At 70.6% G+C, this 26,103-nt stretch carries 28 protein-coding genes and 1 tRNA gene; 18 read left to right on the forward strand and 11 right to left on the reverse strand.

Annotated features, from left to right (window positions below; translation table 11 throughout):
- Positions 1-116: 116 nt before the first annotated feature.
- Genes F9C41_RS29125 through F9C41_RS29140 form a run of 4 tightly spaced genes read right to left on the reverse strand, consistent with a single transcriptional unit; the run spans position 117 to position 3,129 of the window.
- Positions 117-779, reverse strand: coding sequence for an aminodeoxychorismate/anthranilate synthase component II (locus F9C41_RS29125; protein WP_155390024.1), 663 nt, complete (start codon positions 777-779; stop codon positions 117-119).
- Positions 780-784: 5 nt separating this feature from the next.
- On the reverse strand, positions 785-1,066 hold the full coding sequence (locus tag F9C41_RS29130) for a hypothetical protein (protein WP_155390025.1): 282 nt from the start codon (positions 1,064-1,066) through the stop codon (positions 785-787).
- Positions 1,066-2,307, reverse strand: coding sequence for a class E sortase (locus F9C41_RS29135; protein WP_230690108.1), 1,242 nt, complete (start codon positions 2,305-2,307; stop codon positions 1,066-1,068). Before F9C41_RS29135 ends, F9C41_RS29130 begins: the two co-directional genes overlap by 1 nt.
- 18 nt (positions 2,308-2,325) lie before the next feature.
- Positions 2,326-3,129 carry a DUF881 domain-containing protein gene (locus F9C41_RS29140; protein WP_155390026.1) on the reverse strand — a complete coding sequence of 268 codons (804 nt, stop codon included), beginning with the start codon at positions 3,127-3,129 and terminating at the stop codon, positions 2,326-2,328.
- A 115-nt stretch (positions 3,130-3,244) separates the two neighbouring features.
- Between F9C41_RS29140 and F9C41_RS29145 the strand changes: the two genes are divergently transcribed.
- From F9C41_RS29145 to F9C41_RS29165, 5 genes are all read left to right on the forward strand, one after another.
- Entirely contained in the window at positions 3,245-3,508 is a 264-nt protein-coding gene (locus F9C41_RS29145; protein WP_155390027.1) for a cell division protein CrgA, read from the forward strand.
- A gap of 233 nt (positions 3,509-3,741) precedes the next feature.
- The gene (locus F9C41_RS29150) at positions 3,742-5,910 is read left to right on the forward strand and encodes a (Fe-S)-binding protein (RefSeq protein ID WP_155390028.1); all 2,169 of its coding nucleotides are present in this window, start codon (positions 3,742-3,744) and stop codon (positions 5,908-5,910) included.
- Between the two features lie 219 nt (positions 5,911-6,129).
- Positions 6,130-7,422, forward strand: a complete 1,293-nt coding sequence (locus tag F9C41_RS29155; RefSeq protein WP_155390057.1) for a hemolysin family protein — start codon at positions 6,130-6,132, stop codon at positions 7,420-7,422.
- Positions 7,415-8,425: a hemolysin family protein gene (locus F9C41_RS29160; RefSeq protein WP_155390029.1), complete on the forward strand. Its 1,011-nt coding sequence runs from the start codon at positions 7,415-7,417 to the stop codon at positions 8,423-8,425. Before F9C41_RS29155 ends, F9C41_RS29160 begins: the two co-directional genes overlap by 8 nt.
- A 281-nt stretch (positions 8,426-8,706) precedes the next feature.
- On the forward strand, positions 8,707-9,705 hold the full coding sequence (locus F9C41_RS29165; RefSeq protein ID WP_155390030.1) for a C40 family peptidase: 999 nt from the start codon (positions 8,707-8,709) through the stop codon (positions 9,703-9,705).
- A 63-nt stretch (positions 9,706-9,768) separates the two neighbouring features.
- Here F9C41_RS29165 and F9C41_RS29170 read toward each other — a convergent pair whose 3' ends face one another.
- Positions 9,769-11,748, reverse strand: coding sequence for an N-acetylmuramoyl-L-alanine amidase (locus tag F9C41_RS29170; protein WP_155390031.1), 1,980 nt, complete (start codon positions 11,746-11,748; stop codon positions 9,769-9,771).
- 149 nt (positions 11,749-11,897) lie between these two features.
- On the opposite strand from F9C41_RS29170, the gene F9C41_RS29175 reads away from it, so the two are divergent.
- Positions 11,898-12,728, forward strand: coding sequence for a LamG-like jellyroll fold domain-containing protein (locus F9C41_RS29175; protein WP_155390032.1), 831 nt, complete (start codon positions 11,898-11,900; stop codon positions 12,726-12,728).
- A gap of 137 nt (positions 12,729-12,865) precedes the next feature.
- Positions 12,866-13,807: a C40 family peptidase gene (locus F9C41_RS29180; RefSeq protein WP_155390033.1), complete on the forward strand. Its 942-nt coding sequence runs from the start codon at positions 12,866-12,868 to the stop codon at positions 13,805-13,807.
- A 42-nt stretch (positions 13,808-13,849) separates the two neighbouring features.
- Here the strand turns inward: F9C41_RS29180 and F9C41_RS29185 are convergent, their stop codons facing one another.
- The gene (locus F9C41_RS29185; RefSeq protein ID WP_155390034.1) at positions 13,850-14,539 is read right to left on the reverse strand and encodes an NUDIX hydrolase; all 690 of its coding nucleotides are present in this window, start codon (positions 14,537-14,539) and stop codon (positions 13,850-13,852) included.
- 96 nt (positions 14,540-14,635) lie between these two features.
- Between F9C41_RS29185 and F9C41_RS29190 the strand changes: the two genes are divergently transcribed.
- The 8 genes from F9C41_RS29190 to F9C41_RS29225 all read left to right on the forward strand — a co-directional run bounded on the left by F9C41_RS29190 (position 14,636) and on the right by F9C41_RS29225 (position 20,394).
- On the forward strand, positions 14,636-15,673 hold the full coding sequence (locus F9C41_RS29190) for an SPFH domain-containing protein (protein WP_155390035.1): 1,038 nt from the start codon (positions 14,636-14,638) through the stop codon (positions 15,671-15,673).
- Between the two features lie 69 nt (positions 15,674-15,742).
- Complete coding sequence (locus tag F9C41_RS29195; protein WP_155390036.1) at positions 15,743-16,645, forward strand: diacylglycerol kinase catalytic domain-containing protein; 903 nt, start codon at positions 15,743-15,745, stop codon at positions 16,643-16,645.
- A gap of 82 nt (positions 16,646-16,727) precedes the next feature.
- Positions 16,728-17,357 carry a TetR/AcrR family transcriptional regulator gene (locus F9C41_RS29200; RefSeq protein WP_155390037.1) on the forward strand — a complete coding sequence of 210 codons (630 nt, stop codon included), beginning with the start codon at positions 16,728-16,730 and terminating at the stop codon, positions 17,355-17,357.
- A 10-nt stretch (positions 17,358-17,367) separates the two neighbouring features.
- Complete coding sequence (locus F9C41_RS29205) at positions 17,368-17,805, forward strand: acyl-CoA thioesterase (protein WP_155390038.1); 438 nt, start codon at positions 17,368-17,370, stop codon at positions 17,803-17,805.
- A gap of 50 nt (positions 17,806-17,855) precedes the next feature.
- Entirely contained in the window at positions 17,856-18,734 is an 879-nt protein-coding gene (locus F9C41_RS29210) for a polysaccharide deacetylase family protein (RefSeq protein ID WP_230690110.1), read from the forward strand.
- 107 nt (positions 18,735-18,841) lie between these two features.
- Positions 18,842-19,126, forward strand: coding sequence for a hypothetical protein (locus tag F9C41_RS29215; RefSeq protein WP_155390039.1), 285 nt, complete (start codon positions 18,842-18,844; stop codon positions 19,124-19,126).
- Between the two features lie 31 nt (positions 19,127-19,157).
- Positions 19,158-19,667 (forward strand): hypothetical protein, encoded by a 510-nt coding sequence (locus tag F9C41_RS29220; protein ID WP_155390040.1) that lies wholly within the window; start codon positions 19,158-19,160, stop codon positions 19,665-19,667.
- A 55-nt stretch (positions 19,668-19,722) separates the two neighbouring features.
- Positions 19,723-20,394, forward strand: a complete 672-nt coding sequence (locus F9C41_RS29225; protein WP_230690111.1) for a DNA alkylation repair protein — start codon at positions 19,723-19,725, stop codon at positions 20,392-20,394.
- An 8-nt stretch (positions 20,395-20,402) separates the two neighbouring features.
- Here F9C41_RS29225 and F9C41_RS29230 read toward each other — a convergent pair whose 3' ends face one another.
- A complete protein-coding gene (locus tag F9C41_RS29230) occupies positions 20,403-21,158 on the reverse strand; it encodes a GbsR/MarR family transcriptional regulator (protein WP_155390041.1) in 756 nt (251 codons plus the stop codon).
- Positions 21,159-21,383: 225 nt separating this feature from the next.
- Here F9C41_RS29230 and F9C41_RS29235 point away from each other — a divergent pair, with 225 nt between their 5' ends.
- Positions 21,384-22,052, forward strand: coding sequence for a DUF4097 family beta strand repeat-containing protein (locus tag F9C41_RS29235; RefSeq protein WP_155390042.1), 669 nt, complete (start codon positions 21,384-21,386; stop codon positions 22,050-22,052).
- A gap of 14 nt (positions 22,053-22,066) precedes the next feature.
- The gene (locus F9C41_RS29240) at positions 22,067-22,873 is read left to right on the forward strand and encodes an alpha/beta fold hydrolase (RefSeq protein WP_155390043.1); all 807 of its coding nucleotides are present in this window, start codon (positions 22,067-22,069) and stop codon (positions 22,871-22,873) included.
- A gap of 200 nt (positions 22,874-23,073) precedes the next feature.
- Here F9C41_RS29240 and F9C41_RS29245 read toward each other — a convergent pair whose 3' ends face one another.
- The 4 genes from F9C41_RS29245 to F9C41_RS29260 all read right to left on the reverse strand — a co-directional run bounded on the left by F9C41_RS29245 (position 23,074) and on the right by F9C41_RS29260 (position 25,192).
- On the reverse strand, positions 23,074-23,394 hold the full coding sequence (locus F9C41_RS29245) for a hypothetical protein (RefSeq protein WP_155390044.1): 321 nt from the start codon (positions 23,392-23,394) through the stop codon (positions 23,074-23,076).
- A gap of 182 nt (positions 23,395-23,576) precedes the next feature.
- Positions 23,577-24,296, reverse strand: coding sequence for a hypothetical protein (locus F9C41_RS29250; protein ID WP_155390045.1), 720 nt, complete (start codon positions 24,294-24,296; stop codon positions 23,577-23,579).
- A 240-nt stretch (positions 24,297-24,536) separates the two neighbouring features.
- Positions 24,537-24,610, reverse strand: a tRNA-Gly gene (locus tag F9C41_RS29255).
- A gap of 75 nt (positions 24,611-24,685) precedes the next feature.
- Positions 24,686-25,192 (reverse strand): pyridoxamine 5'-phosphate oxidase family protein, encoded by a 507-nt coding sequence (locus tag F9C41_RS29260; RefSeq protein WP_155390046.1) that lies wholly within the window; start codon positions 25,190-25,192, stop codon positions 24,686-24,688.
- A 183-nt stretch (positions 25,193-25,375) separates the two neighbouring features.
- Between F9C41_RS29260 and dcd the strand changes: the two genes are divergently transcribed.
- The gene (gene dcd / locus F9C41_RS29265) at positions 25,376-25,954 is read left to right on the forward strand and encodes a dCTP deaminase (RefSeq protein WP_155369331.1); all 579 of its coding nucleotides are present in this window, start codon (positions 25,376-25,378) and stop codon (positions 25,952-25,954) included.
- The last annotated feature ends 149 nt before the right edge of the window (positions 25,955-26,103 follow it).

Genomic DNA, 26,103 nt, shown 5'->3' on the forward strand with positions numbered 1-26,103 from the left:
CCCCCCCCCCCCCCCCCCCCCGCCCCCCCCCCCCGCCCCCTCGCCCACTTACCTGGGGCCCCCCCCCGCCCGGGGGGGCCGCCACTTCTGTCATGCGTGCGAGTCGACGGCTGGGGTCAGGCAGGGAAGGCGGCAAGGCGGCGCTGCTCGACCTCTTCGGCCAGTTCGGGCGCGCGGTCGCGGGCCTCGGGGAAGCCGCAGGACGCCAGCCAGTTCGCCAGCATCAGGTGGCCACCCTGGGTGAGCACCGACTCCGGGTGGAACTGCACGCCCTCGATGGGCAGCGTGCGGTGCCGCATCGCCATCACCACCCCCACTGAGCCGTCGACGGGCGTGGTCCGTCCGGTGACCTCGATCTCGGCGGGCAGAGTCTCCTCGAGAACGGCCAGGGAGTGGTACCGGGTGGCCGTGAACGGGTCCGGCAGGCCCGCCAGCACGCCCGCACCGGTGTGCGTCACCTGGGACGTCTTGCCGTGCAGCAGCTCCGGGGCGCGGGTCACCGTGCCGCCGAAGGCCTGCCCGATGGCCTGGTGGCCCAGGCACACCCCGAACAGCGGGATCTTCCCGGCGTACTCGGCGATCACGTCGAGGCAGATGCCGGCCGACTCGGGTGCGCCCGGGCCGGGGGAGAGCAGCACACCGGCCGCCCCGACCCGCCCGACGTCGGCGACGCTGATCTCGTCGTTGCGCCGGACCTCGCACTCCGCCCCGAGCTGGCCGAGATACTGCACCAGGTTGTAGACGAACGAGTCGTAGTTGTCGATCACGAGAACGCGCATGGCCCTCACCTGCTCGGCGTCGGCGCCGGGGACTCCCCGGTGTCGTACGGGATGTCGTGGCCGTCGCCCGGTTCCGGTGTGCCCGACGGATCCGGGAACGTCTCGTCCAGCTGTGTGTATCCGCTGTCCGGGTCGCCGACCTGGACGTCGTCGAAGGGCAGCAGCGGCTCCGCCCACGGGAAGATCACGTACCACAGCAGCGCGCCGAGCACGCCCAGCAGCACCACCGAGCCGGCCACCTTGCCGCCGAGGCCGAACGGCAGCTTGCGCCAGATCCACGCGTACATCAGGCCATCCCCGCCAGCTCGACCGGACGTCCTTCGGAGCGCGGCTGCTCGTCGACGAGCTTCCCGTGGATGATCAGCCGCTGGTAGTTGTCGAACTTCGGGTTGCAGGTGGTCAGGGTGATCAGCTTGCCCGCCCCCATGGTCGGCGGCACCGCGCGCACCACTTCCACCGCGGTCGGCAGCACGATGCGCTGCTTGACCACTTCGTAGATGTAGAACATGGTGGGCGTCTCCACGACGATCTTGTCACCGGCGTGCAGCTTGTCGAGATCCCAGAAGGTGGCCCGGTTGCGGTGGCCGGCCACCGAGAAGTTGCCCTTCTGGCCGGGCATCGCGCTGTTGGGGTAGTGGCCGGGGGCGAACCGGATGTCCTTCTGGGTCACGCCCTGCACCACCACCCAGTGCTTCTTCAGCGTGGGCAGGTAGAGCTTCGCCAGCGAGCCGCCGGGCAGCGGCGCCAGCGGGGCGACCGATGCCGTCGGGGTCGGCCCGACGGTCGGCTCATCCCAGTTCAGCTGCTGCTCCAGCTCGCTCTGGTGGGCGTCGACGATGGCCGTCTTGCCCCACACCTCGTACCCGGCGAACAACAGGATGACCAGGCCGAACGTGATCATGAGCTCGCCGGTGCCGCGCAGCGTCGTGCGGATCACCGAGCCCACCGTAGTGCGGGTGTACTCGGAGTGGATGCTCCGGTAGTTCTTGTCGCCGGCCCGGAGCGCCTTGACCGGAGGCGGTAGCGGCTCCCCGCTCCACCGGGGCCGCGGTGACGGCTTGGCGTCGTCTTCAGGCGATGGTGGCGGCGCGGGCGGGATCGCGCCCAGCAGGCCGGTCTCGTCGGTGGCCACGGCCCGCCCGGTCGCCAAGGCGGGCGCGGGCCGGGTGATGCGCGGCAGCTGGGTGGTCTGATCCGTGATCCGGGGCAGCAGGGTCGTCGCGTCGGCCGCTGCGGGGCTGGGCGGGGCTGCCGGGCTCAGTGGAGCTGCCGGGGTCGGCGGTGTTGCCGGGCTCGGTGTTGCTGCCGGGCTCGGCGGTGCTGCGGGTCGCGGTGACGGTGGTGCGGTGGCGGAGCTGATGATCGGGAGCACCGTGGTGGCGTCCGCCGGGAGCACCGTGGTGGCCGCCGCCGGGACCACCGGCAGCACGCTGGTGATGGAGGCGTCCGCCTGCGGTGCGGCCTCGGCCACGCGAGGGAACGTGGTCGTCTCGTCGTCCGCGGGTTCTTGCGCCCGATGCCTGCTCATCCGTGTCTCCGGCTCTTACTAACGCGGCACCGAAGCATGGCGCAGCAGCACCGATCCCTGGTACGCGGGAGCGACGATGTCCGTCTCGCGGGTGACGCTATATCCCAGCCCGTATGCGCGTACAGCGTCCCGGAAGGCCTGCACGCCGTGTGCCGCGTCGAGCGACGCCTGCATCCGGGCCGGGTCGCCGATCGCCGAGATCACGAATTCGGGGGAGTAGCGCCGCCCGTCGAGCAGCAGGGTGTTGCCGACGCACAGCACGGCGGTGGTGGTGACCACCCGTACGCCCATGATCGTCATGGCTTCGGCCCCGCCCGCCCACAGCGCGTTGACCACGGCCTGCACGTCCTGCTGGTGCACCACCAGGTCGTCCTGGGTGGCCCCGGTGGACAGGCCGTTGCCGCCGGGCGGCGCGTCGTCCATGCGTACGGTCAGGCCAGGGCCGTGCACCGCGGTGAGACCGGCGTCGGCCAGGTAGCCCTCGCCGCGGGCGCGCTCGGCCGACACTGGGCCGTCGCCGCCGGCCTGCGTGCCGGTCAGCGCGTCGATGTCGGCGCGCAGCCGGTTCACGTCCTGGACGGCCGCGCCGACCTCGACCTCTTTCTTTCCCACCAGTTGATCCAGCCGAACGCTGTTGTCCTCGCGTAGCGTGGTTCCCTGGGAGGTGGTCGCGCTCACGGTGAACAGCAGACCGGCGATCGCCGCGATCAGCGGCACGCCGAGGGTCCACCCGCTACGGCGCCGACCGGGTATGCGACTGAACCCGCGCCCGGCTCGGAGCACGGCTTTACGCCATGACGAGGTGCCGGATGTGTATTCCACCACTCCCCCTCCGTGCCAAAACGCGACGATCTGACTACGCTATCTGTCGAACATTATTCAGGCCCATGCTCGAGGTCATCGACCGGTGTGGGCAGGGCCCCTCCAGGAGACAACCGTGCCGAAGTCGCAGGTCCGCAAGAAGAAGATCTACACGCCGCCTACCGACGTGGTGCCCTCGGCGACCGCCGCGGACAAGAAGCCGAGCCCGATCTGGTTGCCGATCACCGCGGTCACTTTGATCGTTTTCGGTATCGCCTGGCTCGTCGTGTACTACCTGTCCGAGACGCTGTACCCGGTGCAGGGCTGGGGGTACTGGAACCTCGCTGTCGGCTTCGGCGCCATGGTCGGCGCGCTCGGTCTGCTCTCCAAGTGGCGCTGAGCTTCAGCGGCGCTCCACGATAGCTCGCGATCCGGGGTCGCGGCCTGAATGCGCGTGGGCGCACGGGCTGTGACCCCGGTTGCTGTCCGGAGCCGTCCGAGCCCGGGTGAGCTGCGGCTGCCCTAGGGTGATGGGCAGTCCTGTGCCTACCCTCACATTACTGAACGGTAACTAGGGCGTAGGCTGCGGTGGGATTTATACACAGGGCTGTTCCGACGCAGGGAGGCGTGGGTATGGGCGGCGTACAGATCGTCAGCACGGTCATCGCAGTCGCCGTGACCGCGGTCGCGGTGGCGCTGGTCGTGCGGGCGGTGCGGCAGATGCTCGCCGTGATCAGGCTGGGCCAGCCCGACCCCACCCGTACCAACGACCGGGGCACCCGGCTCGCCACCATGTTCAGGGAGACCTTCGGCCACACCCGGATGTTCAAGTGGTCCGTGGTCGGCGCCGCGCACTGGTTCGTGATGATCGGCTTCATCGTGCTGTCGACGCTGGTCGCGGGCGCCTACTTCGAGGTCGTCAACCCGGCCTGGGAGCTGCCGATCCTCGGCGGCTGGGACGTCTTCGCCTTCGTGACCGAGTGGATCGGCATCCTCGGCATCCCGGCGATCGTCGTGCTGATCGCGATCCGGTTGCGCCAGCGGCCCAGCCGCACCTCCAACTCGCGCTTCGCGGGCTCGACGATGTGGCAGGCCTACTTCGTCGAGTACGTGATCCTCGCGGTGCTGATCCTTGGCTTCGGAATCCGCGGGTTCAAGGTCGCCAACGACATGTTCCACCACCCGGCCTGGGCCACCCCGCTGTCGCACGCGCTCGGCGCGGTCCTGCCCGCCTGGCCGAACGCCATCACGATCACCGCGTTGGTCAAGATCCTGGTCTCCATGGCCTGGGCGATCACCATCGGCCTGAACGTGACCATGGGCGTGGCCTGGCACCGTTTCCTGGCCTTCTTCAACATCTACTACAAGCGCAACGCCGACGGCGCGCCCGCGCTCGGCGCGCTCAAGCCGATGACCTCGAACGGCGCCCCGATCGACCTCGAGGAGGCCGACCCGGAGAAGGACACCTTCGGCGTCTCCCAGGTCGAGCACTTCGGCTGGAAGGGCCTGCTGGACTTCTCCACCTGCACCGAGTGCGGTCGCTGCCAGTCGCAGTGCCCGGCCTGGAACACAGGCAAGCCGCTGTCGCCGAAGCTGATCGTGCTGTCGCTGCGCGACCACGCATACGCCAAGGCCCCCTACCTGCTGGCCGGTGGCGGCAAGGACCTGTCCGGCGAGGAGAAGGGCACCGCGGAGCAGCTGGCCGGGGTCAACGTGCTGGCGCTCGCCGAAGCCGAGCGGCCGCTCGTCGGGGGCGCGGCCGAGCTGGGCATCATCGATCCGGACGCGCTGTGGTCCTGCACCATGTGCGGCGCCTGCGTCGAGCAGTGCCCGGTCGACATCGAGCACATCGACCACATCGTCGACATGCGCCGCTACCAGGTGATGATCGAGTCGAGCTTCCCGTCCGAGGCCGGCGCGATGCTGCGCAACCTGGAGAACAAGGGCAACCCGTGGGGTGCGCCGCCCAACACCCGCGAGGACTGGACCAAGGGCCTGGACTTCGCCGTGCCGCGGGTCGGTGAGACCGACGAGTTCGAGTACCTGTTCTGGGTCGGCTGCGCCGGCGCGTTCGAGGACAAGGCCAAGAAGACCACCCGCGCCGTCGCGACGCTGCTCAATGAGGCCGGCGTGAAGTTCGCGATCCTCGGCAACAACGAGACCTGCACCGGCGACCCGGCCCGGCGGATCGGCAACGAGTTCGTCTACCAGATGCTCGCCCAGCAGAACGTGGAGACGATCAAAGAGTCGGGCGCGCTGAAGATCGTCGCGACCTGCCCGCACTGCTTCAACACCATCGGCAACGAGTACAAGGAGCTGGGTCTCGACGTCGAGGTGGTGCACCACACCGAGCTGCTGGCGCACCTGGTCAAGACCGGCAAGCTCACCCCGGTCGCACCGATCGACGGCGGGCTGACCTATCACGACCCGTGCTTCCTGGGCCGCCACAACCGCGTCTTCACCCCGCCGCGCGAAGTGCTCGGCGCCGCCATCGGCGCGGGCGCGACCACGGCGGCCGGGGGTGGCACCGGGATCATCGAGATGGGCCGGCGCGAGGAGCGCTCGTTCTGCTGCGGCGCCGGTGGCGCGCGCATGTGGATGGAGGAGCGCATCGGCAAGCGGATCAACGTCGAGCGCACCGAGGAGGCCCTGGCCACGGGCGCGAAGACGATCGCCGTCGGCTGCCCCTTCTGCTCCACGATGATCACCGACGGCGTCCGCGCCAAGGGCCAGGAAGAGGTCGAGGTCATCGACGTCGCCTCGGTCCTGCTCCGCTCCGTCAAACCCACCCCCGCCGCCTGATCCCGCCCGGCCGACAAGAGCTGGGTGTGGCCGGTGGGCGCACGGTGCGATCGGCCGCCGGTCGCACCCGTAAAGGAGCGTGGCATCGCGCAGCGATGTAGCGACGCGCGGGTGCGACCGGCTGAGAGGCCGATCGCCAGCGCCCGCGAAGGCGGGCGCCATGTCACAGCTAGAATCGGGCGCTGAGGTGATCTCGTCATCGACGCGTTGTCGGCAATCCTGCCCATTCTGTTCTTCGTGCTGCTCACGGTCGGCACTGCGTTCTTCGTCGCGGCGGAGTTCGCGCTGGTCACCGTCGACCGGGCGGAGATCGACCAGCGGGCGGACCGGGGCGAGCGTCCGGCCCGCACGGTGCGCCGCGCGCTGCGGGAACTGTCCTTCCAGCTCTCCGGCGCGCAGCTGGGCATCACGCTGACCGCGCTGCTCACCGGTTATCTGGCCGAGCCCGCGCTGCGGCCGCTGGTCGAGCCGCTGGGGGTGTCCGCCGGGCTGAGCCACGTGATCTCGCTCGGCATCGCGACCCTGTTCTCCATGCTCTTCGGCGAGCTGGTGCCGAAGAACGCCGCGCTGTCCCGGCCGATGCCGGTGGCGCTGCGCACGGCGGGGCCGATGCGGGTCTTCTCACGCATGTTCAAGCCGCTGATCTTCACGCTGAACGGCACCGCCAACTGGCTGGTACGCCGGATGGGCATCGAGCCGCAGGAGGAGCTGGCCAGCGCCCGCTCGCCCGAGGAGCTGGGCCTGCTGGCCGCGATCTCGGCGCAGGCCGGCGCGCTGCCCACGGACACCGCCCTGCTGCTGCAGCGCACGGTGCGCTTCGGCGACAAGCACGCGGCCGAGGCGATGACGCCGCGCATCGACGTGGTGGGCCTGGCCGGCTCGGCGACGGTCGCGGAGCTGTTCGAGGCCGCGCGGGAGACGGGACACAGCCGCTTCCCGGTGTACGAGCAGACGCTGGACACGGTCACCGGCGTGGTGTCGGTCAACGACGCGCTCGCGGTGCCGCCGGCCCGCCGCTCGCTGACCACGGTCGCCGCGGTGGCCCGCGAACCGGTGCTGGTGCCGGGCTCGCTCGACCTGGACAAGGTCGTCGCCGCGCTGCGGGCGGGCCGCTCCGACTTCGCCATCGTCGTCGACGAGTACGGCGGCACCGACGGTGTGGTCACCATCGAGGACCTGGTCGAGGAGCTGGTCGGGGAGATCGCCGACGAGCACGACACCGCCGAGGAGGAGGAGTCGGGCTCGATCGAGGTGACCGTGCCCGGCGGCGTGCGCACCTGGCTGGTCGACGGCATGCTGCGCGAGGACGAGCTGGACGAGCAGACCGGATTCCGGCTGCCCGAGGGCCCGTACGAGACGCTGGGCGGATACCTGATGGCGGAACTGGGCCGGATCCCGGTGGTGGGCGACGCCCTGGTCGCCAACGACTGGGAGTTCACCGTGGTGGAGATGGACCGGCACCGGGTCGAGCAGGTGCGGCTGGTCCAGCTGGCGGGTGACGACGATGACTGAACTGCTGATCACCGCGGCGCTGCTGCTGGGCAACGCGTTCTTCGTCGGCGCCGAGTTCGCGCTGATCGCCTCCCGGCGTACCGTCATCGAGCCGAAGGCGCAGACCTCGCGCCCCGCGGCCTGGGCGCTGTCGGCGATGAACCAGATCCCGCTGATGATCGCGGGTGCGCAGCTGGGCATCACGCTGTGCTCGCTGGCGCTGGGCGCGATCGCGGAGCCGGCGCTGGCCCACTTCATCGAGCCCGTGTTCCACGCGCTCGGCCTGCCCGAGAACATGCGGCACCCGATCGCCTTCGTGATCGCCCTGCTCATCGTGGTCTTCCTGCACACCGTGATCGGCGAGATGGTGCCGAAGAACATCACGCTGGCCGGGCCGGAGGCCAGCGTGCTCTGGCTGGGCCCGCCGCTGCTGGCGTTCTGCATCGCCACCAAGCCGCTGCTGGTGGCCATGAAGTGGGCCTCGCGCAAGGTGCTGCGGCTGTGGCGGGTCGAAGCCGCGGACGCGGTGAAGACCGTCTTCACCGCGGAGGAGCTGGCGGGCCTGGTCCAGCAGGCGCACACCGAGGGTCTGCTGGACCCGGAGCAGCACGCCCGGATCGCGGGCGCGCTGGCGCTGCACCAGCGCACCGCCGCGGACGCGCTGCGGCCGTGGTCGTCGGTCACCATCGTCACCGACGACACCTCCCCGGCCACGCTGGAGGTGCTGGCCACCCGCACCGGGCGGTCCCGCTTCCCGGTGGTGGCCCGCGGGACCCGGCGGGTGCTGGGCTTCGTGCACATCAAGGACGTGATCGGGCTGGCGGGCGCGAGCCGCCGCGAGCCGATCCCGGGCACCATCGTCCGGCCGCTGGCGATCGTGCCGCCGGACCGTTCGCTGGCCGAGCTGCTGCTGTCGATGCGCCGCGAGCGGCGGCACATCGTGCTGGTGAGCGAGGGCCAGCTGCCGTTGGGTGTGGTCACGCTCGATGATGTGCTCAACGCCATCATGGCCCCGGCGGTATGAACCCGTCCTTACGGAGCGTGACCGCGGCGGACGCCCGCGCTGGTCAGGCCTGCCGTCGGAGTGCCCCACGGATCGAGAATCGTGGGGCACGCTGAGTGACATCAGTGCAGCTCAGCGAAGTTGTCCCGCTTCCGGCTTGAAACCGGCTCACCTTCTTTCCTAGTGTTGGTGACCGTCTGGTGCGTACGCCGGGTCGTGACCCCTCGCGACCCCGCCCCGGACACCGCGCCCGGTTCCACCCCCGTGCTTCACCGGACGCGGTCGGCGGAAAAGGAGCTCCGGTGACCCCCCTCCGTACCGCGTCGCGCTCGTTCACTCGGGCGCTCGTGCTGATCGGCGCCCTGCTCGTGGGCCTTGCGCCGGCACTGCCCGCACATGCCGAGCCGACTCTCCCCGAGATCGAGGCGCAGATCGCCAAGGAGTGGAACCAGCTCGAGCCGCTGATCGAGGAGTACAACAAGGTCCACGGCGAGCTGAAGAAGCTGCAGAAGAAGGCGGCCACGCTGGACGCCAAGCTCCAGCCGCTGCGGATGACGGTCGAGACGACCCGGACCCGGGTCGGCGTGATCGCCGCCGAGTACTACAAGGGTGGCCGTAACACCGAGGTCAACGCGCTGCTGGGCAGCGGTTCGCCCCAGCAGTTCGCGGACCAGCTGATGATCCTCCAGCAGATCGCCCACGGCAAGCAGGAGCAGATCTCGGCGACGTCGGAGGCCAAGGCCAAGTTCGACGTCGAGAAGGCCGCGCTCGACAAGGCCATCACCGACCAGAAGGCCAAGGACGAGGAGATGGCCAAGAAGAAGCAGGCCATCGAGGCGGACATGAGCAAGCTGCAGGCGCTGCGCCTCAAGGCCTACGGCAGCGGCGCGCCCGGCGGCAGCTACAAGATCGGCTCGTTGTGCCCGGCGACCGCCATCGGCGGCAAGGGCCAGACCGCGGCGACCTGGGCCTGCAAGCAGATCGGCAAGAGCTACGTCTACGGAGCCGACGGGCCCGACACCTTCGACTGCTCCGGCCTGACCCAGTGGGCCTGGGCCAAGGCGGGCGTGGGCCTCTCCCACTACACCAAGGCGCAGTGGGGCGAGGGCACCCGGGTCAGCACGCCGCAGACCGGCGACCTGGTCTTCTTCTACCCCAACGACGGGCTCCACCACGTGGGCATGTACGTGGGCACGGTGAACGGCAGGCGGGTCATGGTGCACGCGCCGCACACCGGTGACGTGGTGCGCATGGCCTACATCGACACGATGCCGCTGGCTGGATACGTGCGTCCCAGCTGACCGACCCGGACGTGAAGAAGGGCTCCCCGCGGATCGCGGGGAGCCCTTCTTCACGTCACCGCGTCAGAAGCTGACCGCGGGCTTCAGCACCACGTCGGAGCGCAGCACGTACGCGATGCGCTGGCCGAACTGGATCTGCACGTACTGCTGCCCGCCCCGGATGACGGTGCCGTCACCGGGGGCCGACCAGTCGAACGTGGTGGCGCGGTAGTACTCCCCGGCGAGCACCGGCCCGGCCGCGTACCGCTGGCCCGCCGCGATCGTGTACTGCGCCAGCGGGCTGACCGCCTGCACCGGCACGCCGGCCGGGTAGGCCGCCGCCTCCGGGTAGGCCCGGCCGAACACCGGGATGCTCGCCAGGCCCGGCTTGGGCTCGACCACGAATCCGACGTTCCACAGCGGTCCCGCGTCGGCGTTGCGGAACCAGGCCTTCTGGCCGAGGTACCAGATCGCGGTCCACTCACCGGCCCGCTCGGCGACCGCGTACGTCTGGCCGGCCGAGGCCCGCGCGCAGTGGTCGCTGATCAGCATGGTGCTCGCCTTCGTGCCGCACCGGCCCGGGTCGCGCACCAGCGGTGCGGCCAGGTCGGGAGCCGAGCGCAGGATCACCGAGGAGCTGGCGCGCAGCGGGCACGGGTTGCTCGCCGCACCGGTGCAGCCGGTGAACGCGGGCTTGTTGGTGGCGAAGTCCGGGTTCATGGTGACCAGCCCGGCGTGGCCCGCCAGCGGCTCCGGCAGCCCCCGGAACGGGGCCTTGAGCAGGTCGAAGTAGTGCGACCAGTCCCAGTACGGGCCCGGGTCCCAGTGCATGCCGGCGACCGTGGAGGTGATGGTGCCGGGCACGTTGTCGTGGCCGATGATGTGCTTGCGGTCCAGCGGGATGCCCAGCCGCAGCGCCAGGTGCCGCACCAGCTTCGCCGAGGTGCGGTAGAGCGCCTCGGTGTACCAGCCGCCCTGCGCCGCGAAGCCCTCGTGCTCCAGGCCGATGGACTTGGCGTTGACGTACCAGTTGCCCGCGTGCCAGCCGACGTCCTTGGCCTTCACGTGCTGGGCGATGTGGCCGTCGACCGAGCGCAGTGAGTAGTGCCAGCTGACGTACGTCGGGTCGGCGACCAGCTTCAGGGTCGTCGCCCAGCTCGCCTCGGTGTCGTGGATGACGATGTACTCGATGCGCTGCGCCTGCGGCCGGTTGCCCTTGTCGTGGTTGCCGTAGTCGCCGTCGCCGAACGCCTCGTACGGGGCGGGCAGCGACTCGCACGAGATGTCGATCGGGCACTCGATGCCGTCGGGCCGGGCCAGTTTGCGCAGGCCGAGCCGGATCAGCCAGTCCTTGACCGGGGTCACCGACCGGGCGTTCAGGCTCAGTGCGTGCCCCTCGTCGGTGGTGCGGGCGACGCCGTCGCGCAGCGTCGCGTACACCTCGTCGGCGAACGCCGCCGCGGCCTGCTCGCTGTCCGCGCCGGAGTAGCGGGCCACCGCGCCGTACCAGGCCGCCGGGTCGGTGTCCGCGCCCTTCGGCGCGCCCAGTGCCTGCTGGTACGAGGCCAGCAGCGCGGCTCCGCCGCGGATGTTGGCGACCGGGTCGGTGCGCAGCGTCTCGGCGGACAGGCCGGTCAGCTCCGCCGCGGCCGGCAGCGTGTGCAGCGACGCCTCGGCCGGAGCCGGGGCGCCGTCGGGGTGCCCGACCGCCTGCGGGCGGCTGTCGTCGCCGCGGGCGTCCTCGGCGGGCACGGGGTCACCCGCGGTCTCCGGCTCGGCCGCGGGGGCCAGGGCGGCCACGTAGGCCGCGTCGGTGAGGTGCATCGGGCCGTAGCCGCCCGAGGTGCTGGGCGCGCCCGCGTTGGCGTCCCAGCGGGACTCCAGATAGGAGACGCCCAGCAGTACGTCCAGGGGCACGCCGAACTCCTGGGCGGCGGCCTGGTAGTCGGCCTGGCGGGTGGGTGGCGATGCGGCCTGGGCGGCCACCGGCGAAACGCCGGCGCCGAGTCCCAGGCCCACCGCGGTGAGCAGCGCCAGCCGGCGCAGGGGGAATCGGGGTGACACGTACGGCTCCCTTCGACTGTCCGATGCGGTCACCCTGCCCTCGGCCGTACGGTTAGTCAATAGTTACCGATACGCGTTGCAAACATGAAACTATTCTTCAGGCGGCTACGTGAGGCCGCGCCGGCTGCCGTTCTGGTAAATATGGGCAAATGGGATTCAAGCGGTGGCCCGCGATCATTGCCGGACTGGTGCTGCTGGCCGTGACCGTCACGGTCGTGGCGGTGTGGCTGTCCGGCGACGAGCCCGAGGCCCCCAGTGCCACGCCGCCTTCGCCGCCGGCCTTCCCGAGCCCCAGCGCCGCGGCCCCCAGCCCGTCCGCTCAGGTCACCCGCGAGGGCGTGGTGTTCGACTTCGCCGACGGTCTGGAGCGGGCCCGGGTGGTCGGCGCGGCGGCCGGGCCCCTGGCCGTGCGGGAGGAGAGCCAGACCGGCGGCGACGTCGCGCTCGTGCCGCGCGACGGTGACTTCGCGGTGCGCTTCCCCGGCCCCTGCGCGAGCTCCGACGACATGCAGTGCCCGCGGGCGATCCTCGACGCGGGCGCCGACGCGGCGCTCAACCCCCGCCTGCGGGCGTTCCGCTGGGGCGCCGCGGTGCTGATCGCCCCCGCCGAGACCAGCAAGGGCTCGAACGTGCTGCAGAAGGGCTACTCGCAATTCGGCACGCAGTTCAAGCTGCAGGTCGACGGCGCCAAGGGCAAGCCCTCCTGCGTCCTGGCCGGGCCGCAGCACGGAAAGAACGTCATCCACGTGGCGCAGGCCGCGCAGGGCGTCGCCGACGGGCGCTGGCACACCGTCGAGTGCGCGCGGGACGGGGCCGTGCTGCGCATCTGGGTGGACGGGGTGCCGCAGGGCACGGCCGCCGTGCCGGCCGACCTGAGCATCGAGAACGACGCCCCGCTGCGGATCGGCGGCAAGGGCGTGGCCCCCGGCAACGACCAGTTCCACGGCACGGTCGACGACCTGTTCGTCGCGATCGGATAGAACGCCTGGTGACACGCGACGGCATCGGCGGAATTGCGTTCTTGTAACGGTCTTGCCTAACGTGAATCCCTGTGTGTAGCCATAATCGGCCCCTCGACGCGGGGCTCCCCAGTGCACCACGCATACGCCGCGGCCTCATGACGGCCGCTGTCGTCCTCCTCGCCCTGCTCGCGCCCGCGGCGCAGGCCCACGCGGCGCCCACCCCGGCCGAGATCGAGAAACAGATCGACGAGCAGTGGGAAAAGCTCGAGCCGGTCATCGAAGAGCACAACGCCACCAAGCTCAAACTGGCCAAGCAGCGCAAGAAGGCCGACGAGCTGGCCGCGCAGCTCACGCCGCTGGAGCAGAAGGTGCAGGTCTCCCGGGCCCGCATCGGCGTGCTGGCCGACCAGCTCTACCGTGGCGGCACCCTGGCCCAGGTCAACGCCTTCCTGCGCAACGGCGACGCCGGCGTCATGGCGGAGCGGCTGCTCGTGCTCGACCAGCTGGCGCACGACAAGAAGGAACGCATCGCGGACACGCTGGCCGCGAAGTCGGCATTGGATGCCGTGAAGCAGCCGCTGGACGAGACGATCGCGCAGCTCACCAAGACCGAGGCCGAGCAGGCCGGCCGGTCCAAGGCCGTCGAGGCGGAGATCACGAAGCTGAACAAGCTGCGCCTGCAGGCGTACTCCAACGGTGGCGGCATCGGCGAGCTCGCTCCCGTCCCCTGCCCGACGGCGTATCCCGGCGGCTCCGCAGGCAAGGCGGTCCAGTTCGCCTGCCGCCAGATCGGCAAGATGTACGGCTGGGGCGACGCGGGCCCGAGCACCTTCGACTGCTCCGGCCTGACCAAGGCCGCCTGGGCCCAGGCCGGTGTCTCCCTGCCGCACAACGCGAGGTCCCAGCGCGCCAACGTCAAGTCCGTCAGCCGCGCCGACCTCAAGCCCGGGGACCTCGTCTTCTACTACAGCGACCTGCACCACGTCGGCATGTACGCCGGCAACGGCTGGATCGTCCACGCCTCACAGACCGGCAAACCGATCGCCATGCGCCGCATGGACGCGGCGCCCATCCACAGCTTCGGCCGCCCCGCCTGACCCCACCCCTGTCCCGCCCCGCCCCGCCGGGCATGGGCGGGTTCAGGGGGTGGGTCGGAGCATGGGCGGGTGGAGGAGGCGGGCGGGGCCGCGGCGGAAGAGCTGGGCCGGGCGGCCGCGTTCGGCGGCGATGCTGCGGCCCACCGGCTCGACGAACCCGGGGGTGCCGGTCACCTTGCGGTGGAAGTTACGCGGGTCGAGCCGGGCGTCCCAGACCGTCTCGTAGACCTCGCGCAGCTCCGTGATGGTGAACTCGGGTGGGCAGAACGCCGTCGCCAGCGGGGAGTACTCCAGCTTGGCGCGGGCGCGCTCGACGCCGTCGGCCAGGATGCGCGCGTGATCGAAGGCCAGCTCCCCGACGGGTAGCGCCGCCCAGGCCGCGCCTTCGGCATCGCTGCCCGCGACCGGGGCCGGCAGGTGCGGCAGCAGCGCGAGGTATGCCACGGTCACCACCCGCCCCCGCGGGTCCCGGCCGGGGGTGCCGTAGCTGGCCAGCTGTTCGAGGTGGCCCACCGGCGCGGTCAGCCCGGTCTCCTCCCGCAGTTCGCGTACCGCGGCCGCGTCGAGGTCCTCGTCGGGCAGCACGAAGCCGCCGGGCAGCGCCCAGGCCCCCCGGTAGGGCTCGATGCCCCGGCGCACCAGCAGGACCCGCAACTCGTTGCTCTGCACCGTCAGCACCACCAGGTCGGCTGTGACGGAGACGGAGCCGCCGGGGCTGGAGAAGTCGGCCATCTGATTTATCACCACCTTGACGAGAATGTATCACGACGCTTATCGTCAGCATGACGAAAAAGGGACCGGGGAATCCTCCAAAGGAGAACGATCACCATGGCTGACGTGTCCAGGCGCTTCTTCCTGCGCCACCTGCGCAGCACGCCGACGAACTGGGTGCGCCACAGCGTGCGCGGCCGGGCCAAGCGGGAGGGCATCGGCCTGGCCTTCTGGTATCGGCCGCTGACCGCGGTGCTCAGCGAGGTGCCGGTCGACGACCGCGAGCTGCCGCTGCTGTTCCACGCCCGCACCAGCGACTTCACGGACGTCACCGTGCAGGCCACGGTGACCTACCGGGTGGCCGATCCGGCCGTCGCGGTCGGCCGGCTCGACTTCTCGATCGACCCGTACCTGGGCAAGGCCCGCGCCCGGCCGCTGGACCAGATCGCGACCCTGCTGGCCGAGCTGGCCCAGCAGCCCGCGCTCGACCTGCTCACCCGGCTGCCGCTGGCCGAGGCGCTGAGCGAGGTCGCCGCGGTCCGCGAGGCGGTGTCGGCCGCGCTGGGCAACGAGCCGCGCCTGTCCGATCTGGGCGTGCAGGTGGTCAGCGCCCGGGTGGTGGCGATCCGGCCCGAGCCCGAGCTGGAGCGCGCGCTGCAGACCCCGACCCGGGAAGCGGTGCAGGTCGAGGCCGACCGGGCCACCTTCGCCCGCCGCGCGCAGGCCGTCGAGCAGGAGCGCGGCATCGCCGAGAACGAGCTCCAGAACAAGATCGAGCTGGCCCGGCGCGAGCAGCAGCTGGTCGAGCAGAACGGCGCCAACACCCGCCGCAAGGCCGAACTCGTCGCCTCCGCGCAGCTCGTCGAGGCGCAGGGACGCGCCGAGCGCGAGAAGCTGCTCAACGCCGCCGAGGCGGAGAAGGAGCAGCTGCTGGCCGAGGCCAGGGCGGCAGGCGTGCGCGCGCTCGGCGTCGCCCAGGGTGAGGCCGAGGCGGCCAAGCTCGCGGCATACCGGGACCTGCCGCCCGAGGTGCTGCGGGGCCTGGCGCTGCGCGAGCTGGCCGGTCAGCTGCCGGAGATCGGCCAGCTCACGGTCACCCCCGACGTCATCACCGGCCTGCTCTCCCGCTTCGGCGCGGGCTCGTCGGACCGATGACCGCCACGGCCGGGACGAGCGGAGCGGGTAGATGAACGAGCGGACCACGCGGCGCGGCGGAGCGCTCCGATGAGCGCGACACTCGCCCCGCGGGCGGTCGTGGTGTCCCGGCGCAGCGAGCTCGACGAACTGCTGGCCCGGCATGGCACCCGCGCCGCGGCGGCGTACTTCCTGAAGGAACGGGGAAGGGAGATCGCCGAGGTGGAGGCGCGGCACGCCGCGCAGGACGCGGCGCTGGCCACGGTCGGCGCCGCCCTGCCGGCGGACTGGCGGCGGGGGCAGGTGCACCGGGACGACCTGTCCCGGTTCCTGTTCGCGGCGGAGGACATCGTGGTCACGGTCGGGCAGGACGGCCTGGTCGCGAACGTGGCGAAGTATCTCGCCGGGCAGCCGGTGCTGGGCGTGAACCCCGAGCCCGACCGCAATCCCGGGGTGCTGGCCAGGTTCGCCGCCCGCGACCTGGCGGACCTGCTGCCGGCGGTGCTCGCCGGGCGCGCGCCCACCCAGTCGCGCGCGATGGCCGTGGCCACCCTCGACGACGGCCAGCAGCTCGCCGGCCTCAACGAGATCTACATCGGCCACCAGACCCACCAGTCGTCGCGATACGTCATCGCCACGCCGCAGGGGGAGCAGGAGCGGCACTCGTCGTCGGGCGTACTGGTGGGCACGGGCACGGGCGCCACCGGCTGGTGCGGGTCGGTCGCGCTGATGCGCGACCTGGCCGGCACCCTGCCCGGTCCGGACGCCTCCGAGCTGTGCTGGTTCGTCCGCGAGGCCTGGCCCTCGCCCGCCACCGGCGCGCGGCTCACCGCCGGCCGCGTCGGCCCGGGCCAGCGCCTCACCCTGACCAGCGAGAGCGAGCGCCTGGTCGCCTTCGCCGACGGTGTCGAAGCCGACCACCTGGTGATGGCCTGGGGCCAGCGCATCACCATCGCCACCGGCACCCGCCAACTCACCCTCGTCGTCCCCTGACGAGGCCGTCTGAAGTGCCGCGATGCGGTGAGCCGCCTCACAAAACCGTACGACCGATCGGTCTTTTTAATAGCCTGGCACCATGACCGGAACGGACGGGCGGCTGGCCCGCGGCGAGCGCACCCGCACCGCGGTGCTCGACGCCGCCGTGGCGCTGGCCAGCGAAGCAGGGCTCGACGGCCTGTCCCTCGGCCAGCTCGCCGAACGGCTGCACGTCAGCAAGTCCGGGCTCTTCGCGCACTGGTCCTCCAAGGAAGAGCTGCAGCTCGCGGCGATCGAGCATGCCCGCGACCAGTGGGCCCGCCGCGTCGTCGGCCCCGCCCTCGACCGGCCCCGCGGGGTGCGCCGCCTGTTCGCGCTGCACGAGTCCCGCCTGGCCTTCTACAGCGAGCGGGTGCTCCCCGGTGGCTGCTTCTTCGCCATCGCCGAGTTCGAGTCCACCGGCCGCACCGGCACGGTGCCCGACCGGCTCGCGGTGGTCCTCGCAGAGTGGATCACGCTGCTGGAACGCCTGGTCACCGAGGCCGTGGAGCTCGGCGAGCTGCCGCCTGACACGGTGCCCCGGCGGCTGGCCTTCGAGGTCGACGCGGCCGGCGTCGCGGCACTGCTGCACTCGCGCCTGCTGGCGCGCAGCCTCGACGACGCCCGCCAGGCCGTCCTCGCCCGCCTGCGCGGCCTCGCCACCGACCCCGACCTGCTGCCGTACGACTGAAAGGCCCGAGATGACCACCGCCACGCTCGACACCACCACCGGTACGGTCCGCCGGGCCGTCGTCCACATCGACGACCTCGACATCGTCGGCATCATGCACAACGCCCGCTACGCCCTGATCCTGGAGCGGGCCATGTCGGAGTTCTGGGCAGAGCACGGCTACGGCTTCCGGGACGGGGTGCCGAGCAGCCCGGACATGATCGCCGCGGTGCGCGAGTTCACCATCACCTACCACGCGCCCGTACGCGGCACCGGCCCGATCCTGGTCCAGTTCTGGCTGGAGAGCATGGGCGAGACCAGCGCCGTCTACGGCTTCCGCTTCCTGTCCGAGGACGGCGGCACCGTCTTCGCCGACGGCCGCCGGGTCATGGTGAAGATGGACCGCTCCGGCCGCCCCGCGGCGTGGACCACGCAGGGCCGCGAGATCGCGGGCAGCCTGCTGCGCTGAGTTTCGGGGAGGGGCGACGCGAGTGGTCCCCTTGCTGCGATCATTGCCGCGTGCGCCTCCCCTCGGCTGTACCCGCGCTGCTCGCTGCAGCCGCCGTCCTGCTGGCCGCATGCGGCGCGGAAGCAGACGAACCGGTCTTCGTGGCCGCATCCACCACCAGCGCCGCGGCGCCGGCCTCGACCGCGCCCTCGGTGCCGCCGAGCCCGTCGGGGTCACCGACCGCACCGCCGGGGCGGCCCGGCCAGACCAAGGCCGGGCTGCTGCCGCCGGTGGTCGACCACGGGCCGCGCACCGGCAACCTGGTCGCGCTCACCTTCGACGCGGACATGACCGACCGCATGCTCGCGCAGCTCAAGAACGGCAGCGTCAAGTCGTACGCCAACGTCCGGATCATCGAGATGCTGGAGCGCGAGCAGGTCCCGGCCACGTTCTTCCTGACCGGCAAGTGGGTGCAGCGCTACCCCGAGCTGACCGCGCGCCTCGCCGGCAACCCGCGCTTCGAGCTGGCCAACCACACCTACGGCCACCAGGCCTTCACCGCCGGGTGCTACGACCTGCCGCGCATTCCCCCGGCCGCGATGACCGAGGACGTCGCGAAGACCTTCAAGATCATTGAGCGGTACGGCGGACGCCAGACCCGCTACTTCCGCTTCCCCGGCCTGTGCCACGACCGGGCGGCGCTGCGCGCCATGTCCCCGCTGGGCCTGACCGTCGTCGACGGTGACGTCGTCAGCGGCGACCCGTTCGCCACCAGCTGGAAGCCGATCGTCAACGCGGTGCTCAAGAAGGTCAAGCCCGGCTCCGTGATCATCCTGCACGTCACCGAGGACAACGCCCGCCTCACCGACGAGGCACTGCCGCACATCCTGCAGGGGCTGGCCGAGCGGGGCCTCCAGCCGGCGACGCTGTCCGAGGTGCTCGCCGGCTGAACCGCTGCCCCCACGAGACCGGCGGCACCGCGTAGCCTCGCCGCATGGGGGCGTCGAGATGGGCGCGACGGTGCGCGGGTGTCCTGATCGGACTGTGTCCGGCCCTGGTGGCACTGCTGGTGAGCCGCTCGCAGTTCGGCAATTGCGCGCAGGCGTGGTATATGAGCGCCGCCTTCCTCGGCATCGTGCCGTGGTGCATCGTCTTCCTGGGCAGCGTATCCACGCTCTTCGAGACGGACTCGGCTAAGTCGCGTGACTTCGCGCTCGGCGCGACCGTCGGTGCGCTGGCCCTCGCGGCCGCGTTCGTCACCGGCTTCGCCAACGATGTCGCCCCGCCCGGTGTGCGGATCACCAGCTACTGCCACGATGGCTCCACGCCGGCGAGCCGGTGATTCCACGACCGTCAGGAAGGTGGTGACACAGGTGTCCGCGACAGCCGGGTTCCACTTTCTCGACCGCGCATACCTTCCCAGGCTGGTGGCCGCGGCCGAACTCGCGGCCGAACTCGACGCGCGATCGGACGTCACGTACCAGGACGTGATCGACGGCGGCCACGAACTGCCGGGTGACACGCTGCGGGCGGTCGGTCGGGAGGTCGCGGGCGACTACGGCTGGTCGGGTTACTGCATGGTCCACCTGCTGACGTACCTCGACGACCAGGGTGTGGACCTGTTCGCGTCGGAGTACGGGGCCGAGTGCGACGTCATCAACGCCTCGTACAGCCTGACGGTGTTGATGACGCCGGCGCACAAGGTGTTCCTGCCGCAGCTGGATCCCGCCGCGCGCGGCGATCGGGAGCTGCATCGGCACTTCGAGACCATGGCCTACGGGTTCGCGGAAGCCGCAACAGCCGCTCGGGACGGCCTGGAGATCCTGCGTGACGGGATAGCCGCGCTCGAAGAACACGAGATCCTCGTACTGCACGTGGGCTGACCGGGCTACCGTGCTCTCCTCGTACGCTGAACCCACTCACGGACAGGAGGCTGAGGTGGCCGAGACGACGGTGGCCGAGGTGATGGCCGAGCTGGCCGCGCTCGAGGACCCGAAGTTCCGCGAGGTGAACGCCAGGCACGGCGACGACCACGGCGTGAACCTCGGCAAGCTGCGTGAGCTCGCGAAGCGCCTGAAGACGCAGCAGGACCTCGCCTGCCGGCTCTGGGCGACCGGCGACAGCGCGGCGCGCCTGGTGGCGCTCCTGATCTGCCGCCCGAAGGCGTTCGGGCGCGACGAGCTGGACGCCATGCTGCGCGAGGCGCGCATCCCCAAGGTGCACGACTGGCTCGTCAACTACGTGGTGAAGAAGAACCCGCACGCCGAACAACTGCGCTTGGCCTGGTTCGCCGACCCGGATCCGGTGGTCGCGAGCGCCGGCTGGGCGCTGACCACCGAGCGCGTCGCGAAGAAGCCCGAAGGCCTCGACCTCGCCGGGCTGCTCGACGTGATCGAGGCGGAGATGAAGGACGCCCCGGACCGCCTGCAGTGGGCGATGAACCACTGCCTGGCCCAGATCGGGATCGACCACGCCGAGCACCGCGCCCGTGCCATCGACATCGGCGAGCGCCTCGAAGTGCTCAAGGACTACCCGACGCCGCCGAACTGCACGTCCCCGTTCGCGCCCATCTGGATCACCGAGCTGGTGCGCCGACAGCAGGAGAAGTAGCAGCCCGGCTATCCGCGGACTGAGCCCGGCTCCCCGTTGCCGTCCGGGCTCGGTTCGGGCTTCGTGTACAGGATCTCGCGGACCTGCTCCGCGGCGCGGAAGATGCTCTCGCTGATGAAGTCGCTGAAGCGGGCGATGTTCTCGAGGCGGACGGTGGCAGGGCTGCCGGGGCCGAGGACGCCGACGCCTTTGCGCGCGGTCTCGGCGACCTGGGCGATGCCGCGGGCGCTGGCGATCGTCGACTGGTACCAGACGTCGTCGTCGACGAAGTAGCGCTCGCGGCGGCGGTCGTCGCGTTGCCGGCGGATGAGGCCCTGCTCTTCGAGGAACGCGATCGCCTTGGACACCGACGCCGGGCTTACCTGAAGGTGCTGGACGAGTTCGGACGCGGTGAGGCTGCCCGCGTCGGCGATGAACAGGCAGGTCAGCACCCGGGCCATCATCTTGGGCAGGCCCTGTTGCATCAGCAGGGTGGTGAACGCCTCCTCGTACTCGCGCACGGCCTCGTCGTCGCGCCCGTGCCCCTGCGTGACCGCGCCCTGTCCTCGGGGCAGGGTGGTCCTGCGCCGGTGGGCGCGCCGCTCGGTGGCCCGGTGGGCCAGATCGGCGCGGTAGGCGGTGGGGCCGCCGTTGCGCATCACCTCGCGCGTGATCGTCGAGGTGGGCCGGTCGAGACGCCGAGCGACCTCCGCATAGGCGAGGCCGTCGGCCAGTCCCAGCGCGATCTGCTGACGTTCCTGCTGGGTGAGTCTGCCTCCCGGCACCGTGATCTCCCTTCGTGTCTCCTGGTGCCGCCATCGTAGCGTTCGCGGACAGTCCAATGCAACGTTCGCGCCCGCTCCATTGCGTTAGCGTCAGGCCTGTTGCAACGATTTCTCGGCTTTCACCTGCGACTACAACGTCTATTCGCAACGACCTTGTTGCGATAGTAGCGAACGCAACGTAGCGTTTCCGACATCAGAAACAACAGTCAAGCACTGGAGAACACGATGCAGAAGTTCGACACCCCCGCCACGATCTCCGCCGTCCTGGACATCCCCGCCGGGCGCATCCAGTTCATCGCCGCCGACCGGGCCGACACCATCGTCGAGGTCCTGCCGGCCAACGCCGCCAAGAGCCGCGACGTGACGGCCGCCGAGCAGACCACGGTCGCATTCGACGACGGCGTCCTGCGGATCACGGCCCCGGCGGAGAAGAACCAGATCCTCGGCCCGTCCGGAGCCGTCGCGGTCACGGTCCGGCTGCCCGCCGGTTCCCGCGTCGAGGCGAAGGCCTCCGCCGTCGAGTTCCGCGGCGTCGGGCGGCTCGGCGACGTCGCCTGCGAAGGCGCGCACGGCCTGGTCAAGATCGACGAAGCCGCGAGCGTACGCGTGGCCGCCCACGCCGGCGACGTCACGGTCGGCCGACTCACCGGCCCGGCGGACATCAGCACCCAGCAGGGCGACATCACCATCGCCGAGGCCGGCTCCGGCACGGTCGTGCTGCGCACCCGCATGGGCGACGTGACGGTCGGCGCCGCCGCCGGAGTCTCCGCCTCCCTGGACGCCGGCACCACCTACGGCCGGATCCACAACGCGCTGAAGAACACCGAAGGCACGGCCCGCCTGAACATCCACGCGACCACCGACCACGGCGACATCACCGCCCGCAGCCTGTGAAGAAGGAGCCCGTCATGAACAGCAACTCCTCAACCGATACGAAGTGGACCGGCATGGTGCCGGTCGACGACACGGCCCTGGCCGTCACCGACACCGGTGGACCCGGCGTCCCCGTGCTCTACCTCAACGGCCAGTTCGCCACCCAGGGGTACTGGCGGCGGGTCATCGCCGAACTGGGGCCCGGATGGCGGCACATCACCTACGACGAGCGGGCCCGCGGCCGGAAGTCGAAGCGTTCGGCGGACTACTCCTTCGAAGCCGCCATCCGCGACGTCGACGCCGTGCTCGCGGCCCGGGGTGTGCACCGGGCGCTGCTGGTGGGCTGGTCCTACGGGGCGTTCGTCGGGGCACACTGGGCCAGCCGGAATCCGGACCGCACCCTGGGCGCGGTCCTGGTCGACGGCGCGTTCCCGTACGACTGGCTCGACGAGGCCATGGAGCAGCGGATCCGCAAGATGTTCCAGCGGATGGGCTGGTTCACGCCGCTGCTGCGCCCGACCGGCCTGGTCCCGCGGATGACCGCCGCACAGCAGGCCGACAGCAACATCGAGATCGGCCGGATCTCCCGTGAGCGGGAGCTGGGCCCGGTGCTGGACGCCATCACCGTCCCGGCCCGGTACGTGGTCGCCTCGGGAACGTCCCTCGGCAGCCGCGGCGACGAGCAGGAACGGATCCGCGCCGGCCTCGACGCGGTGGTCGCCCGCAACCAGCACATCAAGATCAGTGCGAAGGTCGCCAGCAACCACGGGGCGATCCTGCGTAAGGACTTCCGTGCCATCGCGGAGGCCGTACGCGAGGTCGCCGCCCTCGACCGGCACTGAAGACCGGACCGGCAGACCGGCGATCGATAGTCGAAAAGGCCTGGCCGAGACTCGTGTCTCGCCAGGCCTTTCGCGTGGAACGCGAGTTCGGCCGCTACCGCGCGGACTCGTGGCCGCAGATCATTGTCAACGATGAGGGGCGGTCCGATGAGTGTCGACCAGAAGCGTGGCCGGGCGCCGTCCCGCAGCGACGGTCAGAGCTAGCCGTGCTTCCGGCCGGGCAAAGATGCCCCTCGGAGAAACGCCTCGTACGAATCACGGGCATCGTCGTCGATCGTCGGTCGGACATTGCTGTAGCGAGTGTCGGCGCGGTCCCGGTGCGGCCCGGAGAGCCAGTACTCCTCGAAGGTTTCGACGTCGTAGAAGTTCGCGTCAGCCATGCCCTGCCAGCGGCGGAGGGTTTTGTCGTGCCAGTGGGCAGTCCTCCAGCTCTTGCTGAAGCGCACGACGCTGATCCAGCAGGGTCCCCTGTCAGTGTTGTGGCCCGTCTTCAACTGAATGAACATCACCCGCTCTGCCATGCCGGCCATCCTGGCAGCAGAGGCTGATGGCACGCAGCCCCATTCCGCGGGGGCGGTGCCGGGCGACGCGATCTGATCGCGTTCCATCGGGAGTAAGCCCGCGATGGCTCCGAGGGTGAGTTCTGCCCGCTGGGGAACCTTTGCCGACGACGCTCCGGATCCGATGGAGGGGCTGACGCCAGCTATTGGCGACCTTCTGCCCGGTGCAGCCTGGCTTGGAGGGCCTCTTGTCTGCCGACCAACTCCTCGACGTTTCGCCGGTGCCGGGGAGCCTCCTTGGCTGCCGTCCGGAAGCCGTCGACGACGGAATAGGCGAAGAAGGCACCCGCGACCGGGACGAAGCCGTACCAGAACGCGCGTGGCGGATCGAATAAAAGCCACGAGGCCAGCGTGAGCACACCGATCACGACCACCATGCACGATGTGAGGCAACCGTCGAACCGCGACGGCGGATCGAGCGCTCGTTGCGCCCAGCGCAACCTGCGGCGCAGGTCCACCGGCTCGGGCGTCCAGAGCGCCACACCGTATGCGCGCAGGAAGTCCGGATCGAGTGCCCGGCCGGCGGCCTGGCCGCTCTCATCGGCAGGCCAGCCGAACGTCGCGTAGGCCTCGACTTCGGCCCGTGTTGCCCGGCGCCTTCCGTGCGCTTTGGCGGCCTTGCGTGATGCGGCGAACCGTGCCAGCTCCGCCAGCCAGGCGGTCCTGCTGGCTTCGAGTAGGTCAACGGCGTTGGTCAGTCGGGTCGATGGGTCGACGGAGTCGGCGTGACGGTCCAGATGGCCGAGGGTGCCCATCAGGCCGAATGGCGCGTACCTGCGCACGCAGCGTAGGAGGGCCGCCTCCCGTTCGGCCGGAGTGCGCGACGTGTCGCGGACCAGTCGGGCTTCGCCTGTGAAGGACATCCGGCGATTATGAGTACTTCGAAGTCGCGTCTGACACCTACCCCGATCTGGTCGGCAGTCCGGACGACCGATCGTCGACCAGGATTCTCGGCCGCAACTGTGCGATGGATCCGCTGACGTGGATGGCGTCGAGGACGGGCACGACCAGGGCGACGGGCGCAGCGGGCACGTCAGCTGGACAGAGATCGCGAGAAATAGAGAAGCCTGGCTGGGACTCGCGTCCTACCAGGCTTTTCTACGTGGAGCGGGTGAAGGGAATCGAACCCTCACTGTCAGCTTGGGAAGCTGATGTTCTGCCATTGAACTACACCCGCGAGCGGCCACCACTGTACCTGACGTCACGGGTCGCGTGCACGTAGGTAACCGCGGCGGTTCACCGCTGTCCTCCTTCACGCAGCCACGAGCTGGAGGAACGGTTTGCGGGGCCGACGCTCGTGGGCCGGCCCGTTCCGGCCTGCCGCCGGGTCGCGCCAGGTGTTCGGGTATGCGCCCGCCTCGTGCCGGTGCAGCAGCGCCGACTCGACGGTGAGTTCGTACAGCCGCCAGTCGACGGTGGGCGCGGCCCGGTGCTGGCGGACGAGGTGCTCGATGGTGGCGAGGCTGGTGACAGGGCGGGCGCGGCCGCTGACGTATGCCTCGACGTCGCTGTCCTCGGCGGGGAAGGCGTGCAGGGCGTAGCGCCCGTCGCGTTCGAGGTCGCGCCGCTTCGGTGAGTCGATCACGAAGCAGTAGAGACCCTCGTCGGTGACGATGGGGGAGACGGGGTGCACCCGCGGCCCGCCGTCGGCCCGTACGGTCGCCAGGTAGCCCATGCCCGGCCCGTACTGATGCAGCAGGGCGCGGATCGACGAGGCCAGCCACGGCGTGGCGGCGGCGAATTCGGTCCAGGTAGCCATGAGCGGGACTTTATCGAACACATGTTCGAGATCGCTATCGAGACACGCGGTGCGTCCCCCATCGGGTGATCGTCGGCCGAAGAAGCCCTCGTGGACTGCGTCGACGCGGAAAATTCCGGCCGTTCGGCCGGGCCCGGGGCGGCGAAGGGAGCCGCCTCCGGGGGCGGAAGGTAGGCTCCCTGCGTGTTGCTATCCGACCGGGACCTCGTGGCCGAGATCAAGTCCGGCCAGCTGGAGCTGGAGCCGTTCGAGCCGAGCCTGGTGCAGCCGTCGAGCATCGACGTCCGGCTGGACCGCCTGTTCCGGGTGTTCAACAACCACCTGTACACGCACATCGACCCTGCGGAGCAGCAAGACGACCTGACGACCCTGGTCGAGGTGCAGGACGGGCAGCCGTTCGTGCTGCACCCGGGTGAGTTCGTGCTCGCCTCGACGCTCGAGGTGGTCACCCTGGGCAACCAGCTCGCGGCGCGGCTGGAGGGCAAGTCGAGCCTGGGCCGGCTGGGGCTGCTGACGCACTCGACGGCGGGCTTCATCGACCCGGGCTTCTCCGGGCACGTGACGCTGGAGTTGTCCAATGTGGCGACGCTGCCGATCCGGCTGTGGCCGGGGATGAAGATCGGGCAGCTCTGCGTGCTGCGGCTGTCGTCGGAGGCCGAGCACCCGTACGGGTCCAGCGTGAACGGCTCGCGGTATCAGGGCCAGCGCGGCCCCACGGCGTCGCGCTCGTACCTCAACTGGCGGACCTGGCCGACGGCCTGACCTCGGCTGTCGCCCGCGGATCGGCGGGAGATCGGCTGCACGCTGCCCGTTTCCAAAACGGGCCAAACAGTTTCTGAAAAATCGTGAAAGAGCGTCTCGTCCGACCGTACAGAATACGATCCGCCGACGAGACAATCTGAGCGGTGTAA

Origin of the sequence: Catellatospora paridis, assembly GCF_009720365.1 — a bacterium.
Taxonomy (GTDB): Bacteria; Actinomycetota; Actinomycetes; order Mycobacteriales; family Micromonosporaceae; genus Catellatospora; species Catellatospora paridis.